Origin of the sequence: Pseudomonas sp. R3.Fl (assembly GCF_023516765.1) — a bacterium.
In the GTDB taxonomy this organism is placed as follows: domain Bacteria; phylum Pseudomonadota; class Gammaproteobacteria; order Pseudomonadales; family Pseudomonadaceae; genus Pseudomonas; species Pseudomonas citronellolis.
Window position 1 is genome coordinate 1435597 of record NZ_JAMGSO010000001.1, and the last position, 16949, is coordinate 1452545.

Here is a 16949-nt window from a genome sequence, read left to right on the forward strand (position 1 = left end):
TTCCCCGCGCGCCCCGCCGCGCAGCATGGGGGCTCCACCAACACAGGAGTCCCACCCATGACCGCTTCTTCCGACTGGATCACCGTCGGCGCCCTCGCCGAGGGTTTCGCCCCCGAGGCCTTCATCCTGCCGCGCCTGGCCGACCTCGCCGGGCAGCGCCTGGAACTGCACTTCGCCAACGGCTGGCGCATCGAGCACCGGTTCGACGCCGAGACCACCCGCTGGCGCGCCGCCGACGGCCACTCCGCGGGCGAGGCGGCCTACCGCGCCACCTCGGTGCGCCCCGGCATCGTGCTGGTCGACTTCATCAAGCGCGAGGACGGCCAGGCCTGGTCGGTCAGCCTGGTGCTGGACCGCCACAGCCAGTCCTTCACCGCCGTGCTGGGCCAGCTGCCCGGCGCCGCCGAGACCGGCGAAGGCCTCTACGCCCGCGCCCTGGCCGGCAAGGACCTGACCGGCGTGCAGGTGCAGATCCTCCACGGCAGCCTCGACCGCCCCTGGCAGGAAGGCGCCTGCCCGCACGCGCCGAGCAGCGAACTGGTGGGCCTGCGCAACCGCTACCGCTACAGCCCCACCGAGGTCTACGAACACATCTACCTGAACGACGGCTTCTACACCTGGCAGTGCCTGGCCGGCGTCGAGGCCGGGCTGTGCGACACCGACCGCTGCCACTACTACAAGGTCGCCGAGCAGCTGTACCTGTTCGTCTGGCGCGAGAAGATCGTCCCCACCCTCGGCCTGGTGATGATCGACCTGCAGCAGCACCGCAGCGACGGCAAGATCTTCGGCTACGCCGGCAGCGGCTTCGACGAGCTGTCCAACTTCCCGGTCGCCTCCTACTGCGACGAACTCAACCGCACGGTGTACCCATGAGCGGCCGCGTCGTCGTCATCACCGGCGCCGGCACCGGCATAGGCGCGGCCTGCGCGCGGCGCTTCGCCGAAGCGGGCGACAAGGTGGTGCTGATCGGCCGCCGCCGCGAGGCCCTGGAGCAGGTCGCCGCCCAGTGCGGCGGCCTGGTGCTGGCCGGCGACGCCGCCGACGGCGAAACCTGGCAGGGCTTCATCCAGCGCATCGAGGCGGCCTTCGGCGGCATCGACGTGCTCGTCGCCTGCGCCGGCGGCCACGGCCTGGGCGCGGCCGGCGAGACCAGCGACCAGGCCTGGCGCGACGCCCTGCGCGGCAACCTCGACAGCGCCTTCGCCAGCGCCCGCGCCTGCCTGCCATCGCTGCTGGCGCGGCGCGGCAACATGGTGCTGGTGGGCTCCATCGCCTCCCTGGTGGCCGGGCCCGGCGTGTGCGGCTACACCGTCGCCAAGCACGCGCTGCTCGGGCTGATGCGCTCCCTGGCGCGGGACTATGGCCCGCGCGGCGTGCGCGTCAACGCCCTGTGCCCCGGCTGGGTGCGCACGCCCATGGCCGATGCCGAGATGCAGCCATTGATGCAGCACCATGGCGAAAACCTGGACGCCGCCTACGCGCGGGTCACCGCCGAGGTGCCGCTGCGCCGCCCGGCCATGGCGGACGAGATCGCCGGGCTGTGCCAGTTCCTCGCCAGCGAGGCGGCGGCCATCGTCACCGGCGCCTGCCTGGTGGCCGACGGCGGCGCCAGCGTGGTGGACCTGCCCACCCTCGCCTTCGAACGAATGGAGGACGGACCATGACGCGCTTCGACTTCAGCGGCCGGCGCGTGCTGGTCACCGGCGCGGCCCAGGGCATCGGCCGCCGTATCGCCGAAGATTTCGCCGCGGCCGGCGCCTCGCTGCTGTTGCTCGACCGCCAGGAGCAGGCCGTCGCAGCCCTGGCCAGCGAACTGCGCAACCAGGGCCGCGAGGCCCGGGCGCTGGCGGTGGACCTGGCCGATCCGCCGGCCATCGCCGCCGCCCTCGCCGAGCTCGATGGCCTGGACGTGCTGGTGCACAACGCCGCCTACTTCCCGCTGACCGAGTTCGCCGCCATCACCCCGCAGCTGCTGCAACGCACCCTGGCGGTGAACCTGGGCGCGCTGTTCTGGCTGACCCAGGCCGCCCTGCCGCTGTTCGCCGCGCGCGGCGGCGGCTGCGTGCTGGCCACCTCCTCGGTCACAGGCAACCGGGTGGCCTACCCGGGGCTGAGCCACTACGCGGCGTCCAAGGCCGGGGTCAACGGCTTCATCCGCAATGCCGCGCTGGAACTGGCGCCACGCAACATCCGCGTCAACGGCGTGGAGCCGGGGATGATCCACACCCCGGCCATGGCCAACCTGGGCGACGCAGCACTGGAAGCGCGCATCGCCGCCGGCATCCCCCTGGGCCGCCTCGGCCAGCCGGCGGACATCGCCAACGCCATGCTCTTCCTCGCCTCCGACGCCGCCGCCTACATCACCGGGCAGACGCTGGTGGTGGACGGCGGCGCCACCCTCCCGGAAAGCAGTGCCGCGCTGGTCTGAACCACCCGCCCATCCTGCATCTGCAGGATGGTGCGCGCGCGCCGCGATGCGGATACTCAGCCCCAGGCCCTGCCCTGTCGTCTCGACACCCGGCCGCTCACTGATGACTGACAACAACAACTAAAGTCGCAGCAGGGGAACCCCATGAGCAGCACCCTCGACCTGTCCTTCGGCGCCCGGCGCTTCAGCGAATTCAACGCCCTGGTCCTGGACCTCCAGCGCCTGGCCCAGGAATGCGCGCTGCCCGGCTTCCACGCCGCCGCCATGGGCCGCCTGCAGCAGTTGCTGGACTTCGACATGGCCTGGTGGGGCCGCGCGGCCCTGGTCGACGGCCTGCCGCTGGAGCACAGCAGCCACCTCTACCGGCTGCCGGACAGCTACCTGGAGGACTGGCAGGCGATCCGCCACCAGGACATCACCGTCAAGCGCGTCTACGCCACGCCCGGCCACGCGGTGCGCATCGACACCCGCGCCGCCGACTGCACCCCCGGCCTGCGCTGGCTGGCCGAGCACCACGGCTTCGGCGAATTCCTCTGCATCATCCACATCGACCCGCGCACCCAGCTCAGCCTGCACCTGAGCCTGTACCGCCGCGCCGGCGCGCGCCCCTTCGACGCCAGCGAGCGCTTCCTGGTGGACCAGCTGATGCCGCACCTGGTGGCCGCCGAAGGGGCCAACCAGATCCGCGCCCTGGTGGCCCTGCGCGAGCGCCTGGACGCGCCCAACCCGCTGGCCCTGGCGGTGTGCGACCGGCGCGGCCTGCTGCACTACGCCGAGCGCGGCTTCGTCGAGCTGCTGCTGCGCGAATGGCCGCGCTGGACCGGTCCGCGCCTGCCGGCGGAAGTCGACCCGGCCGCCGGCTACAGCGGCCAGCACCTGCAACTGCAGGCCACCGCCGTGCACGACCTGCTGCTGCTCAGCGCCCGCCTGTGCCCGGCCATGGCCCGCCTGAGCACCCGCGAGGCCGAGGTGGCGCAGCGCTTCGGCCTGGGCAGCACCTACAAGGAAATCGCCCGCGACCTGGGCCTGGCGCCGAACACCGTGCGCCACCACATCCGCAGCATCTACAGCAAGCTCGGCGTCAACGGCAAGGCCGGCATCGCCCAGCTGCTGCACCACCCGCCCGGCTGATAGCCGGCCGCATTTCCCCAACGCCTCCACATCCCGACGCCGCGCCCGCGCGCGGCGCCAGGGGAGGCTTTCGCCCGCCTCACCGACAGAAGAAGAAAACCACCATGAAGCTGCACCGAAGCCTTTCGCTCTGCGCCCTTGGCGCGCTGTACCTCGGCCCGGCCCAGGCCGCCGACCTCAACGCCCGCGACTTCTTTTCCGCCCCCGTGGGCACCAGCCTGGGGGTGACCTACCTGCCGCTGACGCGCTCCGACGACTACCACGGCGCGGCGGACAGCAGCGGCAAGGCCGACCTCAAGGTGAATGCCCTGGCCTACCGCCAGCTGTGGTTCAGCGACATCTGCGGGCGCCTGTGCACGCCGCAGTTCATCGTGCCCTACGCCGACATCGAGGCGCGCGGCCCCGGCGCCGCCGAGCGCAGCCGCGAGCGCGGGGTGGGCGACCCACAGGTGGGCGGCACGCTGTTCTTCATCGACGAGCCGCAGACGCGCACCTACAGCGGCCTGCTGGCCCTGGTCAGCCTGCCGCTGGGCGAATACCACGCCAAGGACCCGGGCGTGTCGCCCGGCGCCAACCGCTGGGCCCTGCACCTGAACTACAACTACACCCGCGGCGTGGGCGAGAACTGGGTGCTGGAGGCCAACCTGGAAGCCCAGCTCTACGGCAACAACGACGACTACCTCGGCGCCACCCTCGAACAGAAGCCGCTGTACCGCCTGCAGGCCTTCGCCTCCTACGACTTCACCCCCGCCACCTATGCCGCGCTGCGCCTGATCGCCGCCGACGGCGGCGCCCTGCGCCTGGGCGGCCACGACATCGACGACAGCCACCAACGCTACACCCAGGCCGGTTTCGAGGTCGGCCACTGGCTGGACAAGCGCAACCAGGTGCTGCTCGGCCTCACCCGCAATGTCTCCACCGCCAACGCGTATGCCCAGGACAACCTGCTGCTGCGCTTCGTCCATGCCTTCTGAGGTCGCCGCCATGACTGTTCCGCGCATTCCCTCGCCGGCCCTGCTGGCGGCCGTGGTGCTGTTCGCCGCCATCACCCCCGCGGTGCTGCTCACCGCCCCGGCCATCGCCAGCCAACTGGCCGCGCAACTGCACCTGGACCCGGCGCGCATCGGCGACCTGTTCGCCGTCGAGCTGGGCGCCATGAGCCTGGCCACCCTGCCCTCGCTGTTCTGGCTCAGGCGCGTGGACTGGCGCCTGGCCGGGCTGCTGGCGGCGCTGGGCTTCATCCTCGCCAACCTGGCCTCGGCGAACGCCGGCGGCTACCAGGCGCTGCTCGTGCTGCGCGCCCTCAGCGCCTTCTGCGGCGGCTCGCTGATGATCCTCTGCCTGTCCTGCGCCGCCGGCATGCCCAACCCCAGCCGCGCCTATGGCATCTGGGTGCTGGGCCAGCTGGTGCTCGGCGCCGTCGGCCTGGCCGTGCTGCCGCGCCTGTACCAGGCCTACGGCCTGGGCGCCGGCTACCTGGCCCTGGCCGCGCTGATGCTGCTGGCGCTGCCGCTGGTGCGCGCCCTGCCGAGCGGCGCCATGGCCGCCACCGGCCCGCGCAAGGCCGTCGAAGCGCCGCGCTGGAAGATCGCCGCCGCCATCCTCGGCCTGCTGGGTTTCTACGTCGCCCTGAGCGCGGTCTGGACCTTCGTCGGCGCCATCGGCGAACGCGCCGGGCTGGCCGCCACCCTGGGCGGCGAGGTGCTGGCCGTGGCCACCCTGGCCGGCATCGCCGGCGCCACCTGCGCCAGCCTGGCGGGCGAGCGCTGGCGCCGCGAGGGCCAGCTGGCCGCCGGCTTCGCGCTGATGGCCCTGGCCATCCTCCTGCTGCTCGGCGCCCCGGGCCTGGCGCGCTTCGCCCTGGCCGCGCTGCTGTTCAAGTTCACCTGGACCTACGCCCTGCCCTTCATCCTCGCCTGCCTCGCCGAGCTGGACGCCAGCGGCCGGCTGATGAGCCTGAGCAACCTGGTGATAGGCGCCGGCCTGGCCCTGGGCCCTGCCCTCGGCGGGCGGCTGATCGGCGCCGACGGCGACTTCCACGGCCTGCTGCTGGGCGCCGCCGCGCTCACCGCGCTGTCCCTGCCCCTGATCCTCGGCAGCCGCCCGCGCGCGGCGGCCGCCACTGCGCAACCCCTGTGAATCCCCTGTGAATCCCCGTGAATGGAGCCTTCCATGACCCGACGCACCGCGTTCTTCTTCGATGAACTGAGCCTCTGGCACAGCGCCAGCCAGCACGCCCTGTTCCTGCCCGTGGGCGGCTGGGTGCAGCCGCCGGCCGGCGGCGGCCATGCCGAGTCGCCGGAAAGCAAACGGCGCCTGAAGAACCTGATGGACGTTTCCGGCCTCACCCGCCAGCTGGACCTGCGCAGCGCCGAGCCGGCCAGCGAGCAGGACCTGCTGCGCGTCCACCCGGAGCACTACCTGCAGCGCTTCAAGGCCCTGAGCGACGCCGGCGGCGGCGAGCTGGGCGACCACGCGCCCATCGGCCCGGGCAGCTACGGGATCGCCCGGCTCTCCGCCGGCCTGGCCATGGCCGCGGTGGACTGCGTGCTGCGCGGCGAGGCGGACAACGCCTACTCGCTGTCGCGCCCGCCGGGCCACCACTGCCTGGCCGACCAGGCCATGGGCTTCTGCATGCTGGCCAACATCCCCATCGCCATCGAGGCGGCCAGGGCGCGGCACGGCATTGAGCGGGTGGCGGTGGTGGACTGGGACGTGCACCATGGCAACGGCACCCAGGCCATCTACGAGGAGCGCGGCGACGTGCTGAGCGTCTCGCTGCACCAGGAGAACTGCTTCCCGCCGGGCTACGGCGGCGTCGCCGATCGCGGCCGCGGCGCCGGCCTGGGCGCCAACCTGAACGTGCCGCTGCCCGCCGGCAGCGGCCACGACGCCTACCTGCAGGCGCTGGACGAAATCGTCCTGCCGGCCCTGCGGCGCTTCCGCCCGCAACTGATCATCGTCGCCTGCGGCTACGACGCCAACGCCGTGGACCCGCTGGCGCGCATGCTGCTGCACAGCGGCTCCTTCCGCGCCATGACCGCGCGCCTGCGCGAAGCCGCCGAGCAGCTCTGCGACGGGCGCCTGGTGCTGGTCCACGAGGGCGGCTACGCCGAAGCCTACGTGCCCTTCTGCGGCCTGGCGGTGCTGGAGGAACTGAGCGGCATCCGCACCGCGGTGGAAGACCCGCTGCTGGAGTTCCTCGGCCTGCAGCAGCCGGGCAGCGAGGTGGCGGCCTTCCTCCGCCAGCGCGTGCGGGACCTGGCGCGCCAGCTCGCCGACTGAGCCCGTCGGCGGCCGCCGCCCCGCGCCGGCCGCCGATCCGTTTGTCCAGGCGTCGAAGCAGGCACGGCACACCCGTGGTCCAATCGGGACAGGCCGGACGAACCTTGCCGGCCCGCCAAACGGAGGCCACGCCATGAGCACCCTGACCATCGAAGGCTGGTGCAAGACCAGCCCCGACGCCCAGCCCATGCCCATCGAGGACATCCACTTCTACCTCAGCGGCACCGACCGCCGGCACCTGGAAGATGCCGAGGAGGAGCTGCAGCGCAGCCACGAGCCCGAGCGCTGGGTGGACGTCGACATGAGCACCCTGGAGCTGAACCTGCCCGAGGACTACGGCCCGCTGTCCGACTGCCAGTTGCGCGTCTACCTGGACCGCGACGAGCGCGGCCACTTCCACCTGGTGGGCCACCGCGCCAGCGACGGCAGCCTGGTCTACAGCAACGCCGTGCTCATCGACCAGCTGCTCTGACTCAGGCCACGCTCAGGGCGCTGGCGCGGTAGTCCTTGGGCGAGCGCTCGAAGTGCTTCTTGAAGGCGCGGCTGAAGTGCGCCGAGTCGGTGAAGCCCCATTTGTAGGCGATGGTGGTGATCGACTCGCCGCGCAGGATGGGGTTGGCCAGGTCGTCGGCGCTGCGCTGCAGGCGCGCGCGCTGGATGTAGCGGCAGACGCTGTCGCCCTGCTCCTCGAACAGCCGGTACAGGTGGCGCACCGAGATGTTCAGGCGCTGCGCCAGGCCCTGGGGGTTCAGGCCCGGCTGGGTGAGGGATTCGTCGATGACCTTCTGCACGTAGCTGCGCAGGTTGCCGCCCTGCAGCGCCTCGCTGCCGGGCGTCTCGCCGTGGGCGCCGAGGGCCGTGGGCAGGAGCGCGATGAAGGCGTTCTCCAGGGCCTCGCTTTCGGCGCCGGCGGGGCTCGAGCCGGACTCGCGGCACAGCTGGTCCACCAGCAGGTGCAGCATGCGCCCGCTGGCGCAGGCGGCTGAGACCTTGCCGAACTTGCTGCGCCCGGGCAGCACCTTGTCCAGCGCCGCGCGCGGCAGGTGCAGGGAGGCGTGCTCGATGAGGCCGAAGGGGGTGATCTCGCAGCTGCCCACCGAATCCATCAACAGCAGCTCGCCGGGGGAAAGCTGGATGTCCACGCCGTTCTGGCTGACCTGGGAGAAGCCGCTGCGCTGGCTGATCAGGAAGCAGTGGCGGTCGTCGTCCTGGTCCGCATTGAGGCGCTTGCGGGCGATCAGCCCGGCATTGGTGCGCAGGTGCGCCATGGTCAGGCCGGAGTGCGATTGCGCGTGGATCTCGCCGATGAACAGCGAACGGCTGAAGGCCAGCTGCGTCTCGAATTGACCGCAGATGGAGCGCAGCGCCGCGCTCCAGCCTTCCAGCCCTACCTGGGCGGCATGATGGGCTTGCATACGCACCTCCGTGGGGTGGCGTTGTTGTTGTCGCGAAACAGTTAACATGTTATCGAAATGCCCGCAACGAATTTCTGACAGCCGTTTCCTATGCAGCTGGCATGCCAGTGGGCGTGGATAACCTGTAAATGAAAGCAGCGCGGCAAGCCGCGCTCAGAGTTCGCTTGCGAGGCGCCCCAGGTGGAACAGCGCGCGCAGCAGGTGGTCGCGCTGTTCGCGCTCCAGGCGCAGGTAGCGGCGGAAGCTGGGCAGGCGGTTGACCACCTCGCTGGCGGCCATGTGCTCCAGGCGGATGCGCCAGCGCCCGGCGTCGAACTCCAACTCCAGGCGCTTGAAGTCCAGCGGCGGCAGCGCCCGTTGCAGGTGCTCGTCGGCCGCCAGGCGCTCGGCCAGGCGCGCGCCCAGCGCCGGGTCGCCGGAACGCTGGCGGCATTCCACGCCCTGGCGCCGCAGCACACCCTGGTGGCGCAGTTCGAAGCGCGCCTCGCCGGAGTATGCCGCCGGCCCTTCGACGACGAACTCGGTGAGCACCAGGTGCATGAGGAACTGCGCCTGGGGCCGCTCGCGCAGCTCGAACACCAACCCGCCGTCCACCGTGCTGAAACGCCCGGCGCCGGGCTCCAGCGCTTCGAAGGCCAGGCCGCCGAGGTTGCGCCGGGCCTGCTCCAGGGTCACCCCCGGGCGGTAGCCCGAGGGCGGCCGGCGCAGCCAGTCAGACAGCCTTGGAAGCATGGCCGTAGAACTCGCTGGAATGGATGCCGGGTTCGGCGCGGAACTCCTTCTCCAGCACCTCTTCCACCGGCACCGGGCGGAACGGGTTGACCTTCTGCACCAGCAGGGTCCAGACCAGCGCGTAGGCGGCGGTCAGGCCGAGCATCACGGCGAAGGGCACGTAGATGTCGGCGGGGTTCATGCCCGGCGGGGTGATGTACCACATGCCGATGAGGATGCCGACGCTGGAGACGATCTGCGGCAGCGGGAACAGCGGCGAGCGGTAGGCCCGCGGCAGGTCCGGGCGGCGGATGCGCAGCAGCACCACGGAGAGGGTCACCAGCAGGTAGGCGGTGCTCCAGGCGCAGACCGCGGCCAACACCAGGTTCATGATGTGGTCGGTGTTGCCGCGCAGCCACAGGGCGTGCAGGCAGGGGATCAGCACCGCCACCAGGATGCACAGCACCGGCGTCTTGAAGCGCGGCTGCAGGTAGGCGAAGCACTTGGGCAGCGCGCCGTCCACGGCCATGCCGTACATGATCCGCGGCACGCCGGCCATCAGGGTGTTGATGGTGGCGGCGCCGGCGAACAGGAAGCCCACGCCCAGCCACAGCGGGCCGACCTGGCCCATCACCTGCTCGGCGAAGCGCGGGATGGCCATGGGCGTGTCCAGCAGGTGCACGCCGGCGGCCGGGTCGAGCAGCACGTTCTCCACCTGGCGCTTCATCGCCGCGCCGTAGATGAACATGCACGAGGCCACGCCGAACAGGCCCAGGGCCATGGCCCGCGGCATCACCTTGGCCGAGTTGCGCAAATCCGGCGCCAGCGGGGTGACGAACTCGCAGCCGACGAACATGAACATGGCCATGCCCACCAGCGAGAGGATGGTCTGCAGGTCGGTGCCCACCAGCGAGGCGCCGAACCAGCCGTCCAGCTGCACCGCCGGGGCGGCCAGCAGGCCGAGCACGCCGAACACCATCAGGGTGCTCCACATGCCGAAGGTCAGCACCACCTCGGCGCGGCCGAAGGCGTTGACGCCGAACACGTTGAGGATGCCGAACACCACCACGAAGCCCACGCCCAGCAGCCAGGAACCGCCGGCGGACTCGGCCAGGGTGTTGAGGTGCTCGAAGTTCACCAGCGCCATCACCCCGGAAAGGATGGTCTCGGCGGTGCCGGCGAAGACGTGGACGATCAGGTAGGCGGCGATGGTCCCGGTGATGGCGAAGAAGCGCCCCATGCCGCAGGAGATGTAGTCGTACACCGAGCCGCTGGTGGGCAGGATCGAGGCCGCCTCGGCGAAGGTGGTGGACTGCGCCAGCATCATCAGCACGGCGATCACCATGGCCGCGGCGAAGGCGCTGCCGCCGATGCCGAAGCCCATGGTGGCGGTGAGGATGACCGGGCTGGCCATGATCAGGCCGATGGTGCTGGCCAGGGCGGTGGGAAAACCGACAGTGCCGCGCTTGAGGTGCGCGTCGAGCTGCTGCTGGATGGACATGGTGGTGAGCCTCTAAGCAGATGTTCTGGTTTGTTGTGGCTTAGGCATGAAGGGGCGGCACGGTGGGGCCTGGCTGACACTCTGCGCCCGGCGCCTGCTGGCGTCTTGCCCAGGCTTGCCGGCGGACTTGTCCATGGCTGCCAGGGCGGCAGTGAGGGTCATGCCCGACTGGCAGGCTCGGACAAGCCGCCGGCGCGCGCCGCGGCTAGCCTGGGCCATCGACCATCGCAGCCCAGGAGTTGCCCATGTCCAGCCCGCTGATTCCGATCCTCCCGGAGGTGCAGGCCTACCTCGCCCGCCCCCACGCTTCCTTCATCGACGGCGAACAATGCGCGCCGCACGGCGACGCCCGCCGCACCCTGCGCAACCCCGCCGACGACAGCCCCCTGGCCGAAGTGCGCCTGGCCGACCTCGAGCAGGTCGACGCCTGCGTGCAGTCGGCCCACCGCGCCTTCCGTTCCGGCATCTGGAGCGGCCTGGCGCCGAGCGAGCGGGAACGCCTGCTGCTGCGCTTCGCCGAGCTGGTGGAGCGCCACACCGAGGAACTGGCGCAGCTGGAAAGCCTGGAACAGGGCAAGTCGATCCACATCGCCCGCGCCATCGAGGTCGGCGCCTCCCTCGGCTACATGCGCTACATGGCCGGCTGGGCCACCAAGATCGAGGGGCAGACGCTGGACGTCTCCATCCCGATGCCGGCCGGCGCGCGCTTTTCCGCCTACACCCGCCGCGAACCGGTGGGCGTGGTGGCCGGCATAGTGCCGTGGAACTTCCCGCTGATGATCGCCCTGTGGAAGGTCATGCCGGCCCTGGCCTGCGGCTGCGCCATCGTCATCAAGCCGGCCGACGAGACGCCGCTGACCGCCCTGCGCGTGGCCGAGCTGGCCATCGAGGCGGGCATCCCCGCCGGCGTCTTCAACGTCCTGCTCGGCGGCGCCGAGGCCGGCGCGGCGCTGGTGGCGCACCCGCTGCTGAACAAGGTGTCCTTCACCGGCTCCACCGCGGTGGGCAAGCTGGTGGGCGGCGCGGCCCTGCAGAACATGACGCGCTTCACCCTCGAACTGGGCGGCAAGAACCCCATGCTGGTGCTGCCCGACGCCGACCTGGACAAGGCCATCGCCGGCGCCATCGGCGGCGGCCTGCTGAACCAGGGCCAGGTCTGCGCGGCGGCCTCGCGGCTGTTCGTCCACGCCAGCCGCCACGCCGAGTTCGTCGAGCGCCTGGGCGAACAGGTGGGCAAGCTGAGCATCGGCCCGGGCCTCGACCCACAGGCCCAGGTCAACCCGCTGGTCTCGCGCCGCCAGCAGGACAGCGTGCTGCGCCACCTGGCCCTGGCCCGGGAACAGGGCGCGCGCTTCATCTGCGGTGGAGGCCGCCCGGACCTGCCCGGCTACTATGTCGAACCGACGGTGCTGGCCGGGGTGAACGCCGGCATGGCCTGCGCCCGCGAGGAAATCTTCGGCCCGGTGCTCTCGGTGCTGAGCTACGACGACCTCGACGCCGCCGTGGCGCAGATCAACGACAACCCCTACGGCCTGGCGGCGAGCATCTGGAGCAACGACCTGGGCCGGGTGATGGACCTGATCCCACGGATCGAGGCGGGCACGGTGTGGGTCAACAACCACGTGCCGGTGGACCCCAACCTGCCGTTCGGCGGCTACAAGCAGTCGGGGCTGGGACGGGAGTTCGGACGGGCGGCGATCGAGGGGTTCACGGAGGGGAAGTCGGTTTGTATTGCGTATTGAGGTGAGGGTTGGGGAGTTTGCCGGTGAGCCCAATCGCGGACGGAGTCCGCTCCTACATCCGTGCTTCCAGGAAGCGTAGGAGCGGACTCCGTCCGCGATAACCGGAACCACCGGCGCGATTCGCGGATGAGATCCCCGCCCACACCCCCCCACGTAGGAGCGCGCCCTGCGCGCGATATCGCGGGCAGGGCCCGCTCCTACAGGTTCGGGACGAACGCTCGGCTCAGAAACTCAACAACCACAGCGACAACCCCGGCACCAGCACCAGCAGCACGATGCGCAGCAGGTCGGAGGCGAGGAACGGCAGCACGCCCCTGGCGGTTTCCATGTAGGGCACGTCCTTCGCCAGCTTGTTGACGATGAACAGGTTCATCCCCAATGGCGGGTGGATCAGGCCGATCTCCACCACCATCAACGCCAGGATGCCGAACCAGATGGACTTCTCCCCCGCCGTCAGGTCGAAGAACTCCAGGCCCATGATCATCGGGTAGAAGATCGGGATGGTCAGCAGGATCATCGCCAGCGAGTCCATCACGCAGCCCAGCAGCAGGTAGATCAGCAGGATCACCGCCAGCACCAGCAACGGCGCCAGGCCGCTGTCGCGGACCCAGGTGGCCAGTTCCACCGGCATCTGCGTCAGCGCCAGGCCGGAGTTGAGCAGGTCGGCGCCCAGCAGCACCAGGAAGATCATTGCGCTGGCCTCGGCGGTGCCGGTCAGGCTCTTGCCCAGGCCGTCCCAGCGCATGCCGCCGCGCAGCGCCGCCAGCAGGCCGCAGGCCGCGGCGCCGATGGAAGCCGCCTCGGTGGGGTTGGCCCAGCCGCCGTAGATGCCGACGATCACCACCAGGAAGATCGCCAGGATCGGCAGGATCTGCACGAAGGCCGCCAGCCTTTCGCGGCCGCTGGCCTTGGGCGCCGGCTGGCAGGCGTTGGGATCGCGGGCGACCTGGATGCGGATCACCAGCATGTAGCCGAGCACCGCGACCAGCGCCGGCAGCATGGCGGCGACGAACAGCTTGGCGATGGATTCCTGGGTCAGCACCGCATAGATGATCAGCGGCACCGACGGCGGGATGAGGATGCCCAGGGTGCCGCCGGCGGCCACCGAGGCCGTGGCCAGGCGCCCGGAGTACTTGTGCCGCGCCAGCTCCGGCAGGGCCACCTGGCCCATGGTCGCCGCGGTGGCCAGGGACGAGCCGCAGATCGCCCCGAAGCCGGCGCAGGCGCCCACCGCCGACAGCGCCAGGCCCCCGCGCCAGTGGCCGATGAAGGCCGAGGCGCAGCGGAACAGCGCCTTCGACAGGCCGCCGTGGGTGGCGAACTGGCCCATCAGCACGAACAGCGGGATCACCGCCAGGTCGTAGTTGGACAGGCGCGCGTAGGCGAGGTTGTTGAGGGTGTAGAGCAAGGCGCCGAGGTCGCCCTGGTTGATCACCAGGAAGCACAGCGCGCCGGCCAGGAACATCGCCACGCCGACCTGCACGCGCAGCACCAGCATCGCCAGCAGGCCGGCGAACATCCACAGGCCCAGGGCCATTCCGCTCATCGTCCGGCTCCTTCTTCCAGCAGCGCCAGCAGGCTGCGGCACAGGGCGCACAGGCACAGCAGCGCCAGGCTCGGCACCACCAGCGCCAGGGGGATCCAGTGCGGCACCGCCAGCAGGGTGCTACTGTCCTCGTGGGCGTGGGCCTCCAGCACCTGCAGGCCGGTGCGCCAGGCCAGCACGGCGGCGACCGCGGCGAACAGCAGGTGCGCCACGGCATCGAGCCCGCGGCGCACGGCCAGGGGCATCCAGTTGGAGAACATCTCCACGCGGATGTGGCTGTTGCGTATCTCGCACAGCGGCAGGAAGGCGGCGATGGCCACCGCCGCGCCCATTTCCAGCAGCTCCATGTCACCGGTGACCGGCATCGACCACAGCTTGCGGCCGACGATGGACACCAGGGACATGCCCACCAGGGCCAGCAGCAGGGCGCCGCCAAAGTAGGCGAAGCCCTGCGCCAGGGATTCCAGCAGGCGCACCGGCAGGCCCTTGCCGCGGGCCGGCACGGCGCCTTCGAGGGACAGCATCTCGCTCATCGCGGCCACCCCTTACAGCTCGACGCCGGCGGCCCGGGACAGCTCGCGCAGCTGGTCGGCCAGTTGCCCGCCCGCCAGGCCCTTGCCCTCGGCGTCGGCCACCCACTCGGCGGTGACCTTGTCGCCGGCCTCGCGCAGGTTCTGGTAGGCCGCCGGCTCGAAGCTGGCCACGCTGTCCTTGGCGACCATGTCGCGGGCCCGCGCCAGTTCGTTCTCCCAGGCTTCGCCGAAGCGCTGCACCAGGGCGTCGCCGCTGTTGCGGTCGAGGATCGCCTTGAGATCGTCGGGCATGCGCTCGTAGCTGCGCGGGTTCATCAGCATGCCCAGCAAGGTGATGGAGAAGGTCGGGCGGCCTTCCGGCACGTCGGTATGGTGCTGCGTCACTTCGTCGAGCTTCAGCGCCGGGATCAGTTCCCAGCTGGCCAGGGCGCCGTCGATCACGCCCTTGGACAGCGACTCGGTGAGCTGCGCCGCCGGCATGCTCACCGGGGCGGCGCCCAGGCCGGTGGCCAGGCGTGCGCTCATGCGCGAGGAGGCGCGCAGCTTCAGGCCCTTGAAGTCTTCCAGGCTGTGCACGGCCTTGCCGGTGGTGTGCAGCTGCATGCCGCCGTCGCTGTGCAGGGCCAGCACGCGGTAGCCCTTGTAATCCTCCTGCAGGGCCTGCTGGTAGAACTGCCAGATGATCTTCGAAGCCTGCACGCCGTTGGCCGGCAGCATGAACGGCAGCTCCACCGCCTCGCTGCGCGGGAAGCGCCCGGGCGAGTAGCCGGGGGCGGTCCAGACGATGTCCACCACGCCGTTGCGCACCTGGTCCGGCAGTTGCCCCGGGGTGCCGCCGAGCTGCATGGAGGGGTAGATCTGGCACTGGATGCGCTGCTCCGACTCGCGGGCCAGGGTGTCGCACCAGGGCTGGATGACGTGCTGCTGGGCGTTGGAGCTGGCCGGGAGGAAGTGCGCGATCTTCAGCGTCACGCGCTCGGCCGCCACGGCCGGGGCCAGGCTGCCACAGGCGAGCAGCAGGGCCAGGAAGGAGGATTTCTTCATGCCGTTACCTCGGTGTTGTTCTTATCGTCGGGTGGACACCTGGCGGCGCCCGGGGGCTAGATTCAGGCACATAGTTAATATTTTAACAATACGTCCGGCGAATCAGGCGGCGGATTGCCATCCGGGCAAATGTGACAAAATGTTATGAGACGCCCCTGAAAGGCCTATGGACACCGGACTGAAGGCTTTCTCAAGCAGGCAACGGTGCGCGCTCCACGGAAAACAGCCGATCCGCGGGAGGAAAGTTCCGGGTTGCTTCGGCATATCGTTAACAAATTAATTATGTGGTACAACCTCTCCCCGCTCGCTCCCGCCGAGGAGCGAAGAACAAGAACAACAAGGGGAAGAGCATGTCCGCCACACACATTCAGAAGCGCATTCCGTTCCGCCTCGGCCTGTTGGCCACCGGCCTGCTGCCGCTGGCCGCCCAGGCCGATTTCATCGACGACAGCAGCGGCCGCCTGGACCTGCGCAACTTCTACCAGCTGCGCGACTACCGCCAGGACAACGCCGCGCAATCCCAGGCCGGCAACTGGTCCCAGGCCTTCGTCCTGCGCCTGCAGTCGGGCTTCACCGATGGCCCCATCGGCTTCGGCCTGGACGCCACCGGGCTGCTCGGCGTCAAGCTCGACTCCGGGCGCGGGCGCAGCGGCGACGGCACCCTGCCCTTCGGGCCGAACTCCCGCGAGCCGGTGGACGACTACAGCCACGCCGGGCTGACCGCCAAGCTGCGCTATTCGAAGACGCAGTTGAACATCGGCCTGCTGGAGCCGCAGCTGCCGGTGGTGTTCCGCGACGACGTGCGCCTGATGCCGCAGACCTTCGACGGCGCCCTGCTGACCTCCAACGAGATCGACGGGCTGACGCTCACCGCCGGCCAGCTGTGGAAGTCGCGCACCCGCGAGTCGGCGGGCAACGACGACATGTACATCATGGGCCGCAGCAAGGCCTTCGCCAGCGACGAGTTCAACCTCGCCGGCGCCAGCTACGCCTTCACCCCGAACCTGACCGCCAGCTACTTCTACGGCCAGCTCAAGGACATCTACCAGCAGCACTACTACGGCCTGGTGCACACCCTGCCGCTGGCCGAGGGCCTGTCGCTGCGCAGCGACCTGCGCTACTTCGACAGCGACGACGACGGCAAGGCCATCTCCGGCCCGGTGGACAACCGCAACCTGAGCATGATGTTCACCCTGCGCGCCGGCGCCCATGCCATCGGCGTGGCCTACCAGAAGATGATCGGCGACGACGGCTTCCCCACCCTCAACGGCTACACCCCGCCCTACTCGCACAACCTGATGACCATCCAGACCTTCACCCAGCCGGGGGAGAAGTCCTGGCAGCTGCGCTACGACTACGACTTCGCCTCCCTCGGCGTTCCCGGCCTGAGCTTCATGACGCGCTACACCCGCGGCGACGACATCCGCCGCGGCGCGGGCCTGGAGGACGGCCACGAGTACGAGCGCGACACCGACCTGGCCTACACCCTGCAGGACGGGCCGCTCAAGGGGCTGTCGCTGCGCTGGCGCAACGTGACTGCGCGCAGCAGCCACGGCGCGGACATGGACGAGAACCGCCTGATCGCCAACTACAGCATCCCCATCTGGTGAGTC

The 16949-nt window shown here is 70.4% G+C and carries 16 protein-coding genes; 10 read left to right on the forward strand and 6 right to left on the reverse strand.

Annotated elements, in window-relative coordinates; all coding sequences use genetic code 11:
- Positions 1-57 precede the first annotated feature (57 nt).
- The 8 genes from M8R19_RS05935 to M8R19_RS05970 all read left to right on the forward strand — a co-directional run bounded on the left by M8R19_RS05935 (position 58) and on the right by M8R19_RS05970 (position 7316).
- On the forward strand, positions 58-873 hold the full coding sequence (locus M8R19_RS05935) for a molybdenum cofactor biosynthesis F family protein (RefSeq protein ID WP_009621661.1): 816 nt from the start codon (positions 58-60) through the stop codon (positions 871-873).
- Positions 870-1664 (forward strand): SDR family NAD(P)-dependent oxidoreductase, encoded by a 795-nt coding sequence (locus M8R19_RS05940; protein ID WP_249917298.1) that lies wholly within the window; start codon positions 870-872, stop codon positions 1662-1664. The genes M8R19_RS05935 and M8R19_RS05940 overlap by 4 nt, the downstream gene beginning before the upstream one ends.
- Positions 1661-2428 carry an SDR family oxidoreductase gene (locus M8R19_RS05945; protein WP_249917299.1) on the forward strand — a complete coding sequence of 256 codons (768 nt, stop codon included), beginning with the start codon at positions 1661-1663 and terminating at the stop codon, positions 2426-2428. The genes M8R19_RS05940 and M8R19_RS05945 overlap by 4 nt, the downstream gene beginning before the upstream one ends.
- A 144-nt stretch (positions 2429-2572) precedes the next feature.
- Positions 2573-3559 (forward strand): response regulator transcription factor, encoded by a 987-nt coding sequence (locus tag M8R19_RS05950; protein WP_249917300.1) that lies wholly within the window; start codon positions 2573-2575, stop codon positions 3557-3559.
- A gap of 104 nt (positions 3560-3663) precedes the next feature.
- Positions 3664-4533, forward strand: a complete 870-nt coding sequence (locus M8R19_RS05955; protein WP_009621657.1) for a transporter — start codon at positions 3664-3666, stop codon at positions 4531-4533.
- 10 nt (positions 4534-4543) lie between these two features.
- Positions 4544-5698: an MFS transporter gene (locus M8R19_RS05960; RefSeq protein WP_249917301.1), complete on the forward strand. Its 1155-nt coding sequence runs from the start codon at positions 4544-4546 to the stop codon at positions 5696-5698.
- Positions 5699-5731: 33 nt separating this feature from the next.
- On the forward strand, positions 5732-6844 hold the full coding sequence (locus tag M8R19_RS05965; RefSeq protein ID WP_249917302.1) for a histone deacetylase-like amidohydrolase: 1113 nt from the start codon (positions 5732-5734) through the stop codon (positions 6842-6844).
- A gap of 133 nt (positions 6845-6977) precedes the next feature.
- Positions 6978-7316, forward strand: coding sequence for a hypothetical protein (locus tag M8R19_RS05970; RefSeq protein ID WP_249917303.1), 339 nt, complete (start codon positions 6978-6980; stop codon positions 7314-7316).
- Position 7317: 1 nt separating this feature from the next.
- On the opposite strand, the gene feaR is transcribed toward M8R19_RS05970, so the two are convergent.
- The 3 genes from feaR to M8R19_RS05985 all read right to left on the reverse strand — a co-directional run bounded on the left by feaR (position 7318) and on the right by M8R19_RS05985 (position 10471).
- On the reverse strand, positions 7318-8259 hold the full coding sequence (gene feaR, locus M8R19_RS05975) for a transcriptional regulator FeaR (protein WP_249917304.1): 942 nt from the start codon (positions 8257-8259) through the stop codon (positions 7318-7320).
- 153 nt (positions 8260-8412) lie between these two features.
- Positions 8413-8991 (reverse strand): DUF3156 family protein, encoded by a 579-nt coding sequence (locus M8R19_RS05980; RefSeq protein ID WP_249917305.1) that lies wholly within the window; start codon positions 8989-8991, stop codon positions 8413-8415.
- On the reverse strand, positions 8972-10471 hold the full coding sequence (locus tag M8R19_RS05985) for an APC family permease (RefSeq protein WP_043314781.1): 1500 nt from the start codon (positions 10469-10471) through the stop codon (positions 8972-8974). Before M8R19_RS05985 ends, M8R19_RS05980 begins: the two co-directional genes overlap by 20 nt.
- A 245-nt stretch (positions 10472-10716) precedes the next feature.
- Here M8R19_RS05985 and M8R19_RS05990 point away from each other — a divergent pair, with 245 nt between their 5' ends.
- The gene (locus M8R19_RS05990; protein WP_249917306.1) at positions 10717-12213 is read left to right on the forward strand and encodes an aldehyde dehydrogenase family protein; all 1497 of its coding nucleotides are present in this window, start codon (positions 10717-10719) and stop codon (positions 12211-12213) included.
- A gap of 223 nt (positions 12214-12436) precedes the next feature.
- On the opposite strand, the gene M8R19_RS05995 is transcribed toward M8R19_RS05990, so the two are convergent.
- The 3 genes from M8R19_RS05995 to M8R19_RS06005 are packed head-to-tail and all read right to left on the reverse strand — an operon-like array spanning position 12437 to position 15336.
- On the reverse strand, positions 12437-13759 hold the full coding sequence (locus tag M8R19_RS05995; RefSeq protein ID WP_116423603.1) for a TRAP transporter large permease: 1323 nt from the start codon (positions 13757-13759) through the stop codon (positions 12437-12439).
- Positions 13756-14292, reverse strand: a complete 537-nt coding sequence (locus tag M8R19_RS06000; protein WP_249917307.1) for a TRAP transporter small permease — start codon at positions 14290-14292, stop codon at positions 13756-13758. The genes M8R19_RS05995 and M8R19_RS06000 overlap by 4 nt, the downstream gene beginning before the upstream one ends.
- Before the next feature lie 12 nt (positions 14293-14304).
- The gene (locus M8R19_RS06005; protein WP_249917308.1) at positions 14305-15336 is read right to left on the reverse strand and encodes a TRAP transporter substrate-binding protein; all 1032 of its coding nucleotides are present in this window, start codon (positions 15334-15336) and stop codon (positions 14305-14307) included.
- Between the two features lie 350 nt (positions 15337-15686).
- Here M8R19_RS06005 and M8R19_RS06010 point away from each other — a divergent pair, with 350 nt between their 5' ends.
- Positions 15687-16946 carry an OprD family porin gene (locus M8R19_RS06010; protein WP_249917309.1) on the forward strand — a complete coding sequence of 420 codons (1260 nt, stop codon included), beginning with the start codon at positions 15687-15689 and terminating at the stop codon, positions 16944-16946.
- The last annotated feature ends 3 nt before the right edge of the window (positions 16947-16949 follow it).

Coding starts and splice junctions, on each gene's coding strand:
- M8R19_RS05995 (WP_116423603.1), bottom strand. CDS start 13,759: ATGAGCGGAATGGCCCTGGGCCTGTGGATGTTCGCCGGCCTGCTGGCG.
- M8R19_RS05945 (WP_249917299.1), top strand. CDS start 1,661: ATGACGCGCTTCGACTTCAGCGGCCGGCGCGTGCTGGTCACCGGCGCG.
- M8R19_RS05940 (WP_249917298.1), top strand. CDS start 870: ATGAGCGGCCGCGTCGTCGTCATCACCGGCGCCGGCACCGGCATAGGC.
- M8R19_RS05955 (WP_009621657.1), top strand. CDS start 3,664: ATGAAGCTGCACCGAAGCCTTTCGCTCTGCGCCCTTGGCGCGCTGTAC.
- M8R19_RS05950 (WP_249917300.1), top strand. CDS start 2,573: ATGAGCAGCACCCTCGACCTGTCCTTCGGCGCCCGGCGCTTCAGCGAA.
- feaR (WP_249917304.1), bottom strand. CDS start 8,259: ATGCAAGCCCATCATGCCGCCCAGGTAGGGCTGGAAGGCTGGAGCGCG.
- M8R19_RS05985 (WP_043314781.1), bottom strand. CDS start 10,471: ATGTCCATCCAGCAGCAGCTCGACGCGCACCTCAAGCGCGGCACTGTC.
- M8R19_RS06005 (WP_249917308.1), bottom strand. CDS start 15,336: ATGAAGAAATCCTCCTTCCTGGCCCTGCTGCTCGCCTGTGGCAGCCTG.
- M8R19_RS06010 (WP_249917309.1), top strand. CDS start 15,687: ATGTCCGCCACACACATTCAGAAGCGCATTCCGTTCCGCCTCGGCCTG.
- M8R19_RS05980 (WP_249917305.1), bottom strand. CDS start 8,991: ATGCTTCCAAGGCTGTCTGACTGGCTGCGCCGGCCGCCCTCGGGCTAC.
- M8R19_RS06000 (WP_249917307.1), bottom strand. CDS start 14,292: ATGAGCGAGATGCTGTCCCTCGAAGGCGCCGTGCCGGCCCGCGGCAAG.
- M8R19_RS05990 (WP_249917306.1), top strand. CDS start 10,717: ATGTCCAGCCCGCTGATTCCGATCCTCCCGGAGGTGCAGGCCTACCTC.
- M8R19_RS05965 (WP_249917302.1), top strand. CDS start 5,732: ATGACCCGACGCACCGCGTTCTTCTTCGATGAACTGAGCCTCTGGCAC.
- M8R19_RS05960 (WP_249917301.1), top strand. CDS start 4,544: ATGACTGTTCCGCGCATTCCCTCGCCGGCCCTGCTGGCGGCCGTGGTG.
- M8R19_RS05970 (WP_249917303.1), top strand. CDS start 6,978: ATGAGCACCCTGACCATCGAAGGCTGGTGCAAGACCAGCCCCGACGCC.
- M8R19_RS05935 (WP_009621661.1), top strand. CDS start 58: ATGACCGCTTCTTCCGACTGGATCACCGTCGGCGCCCTCGCCGAGGGT.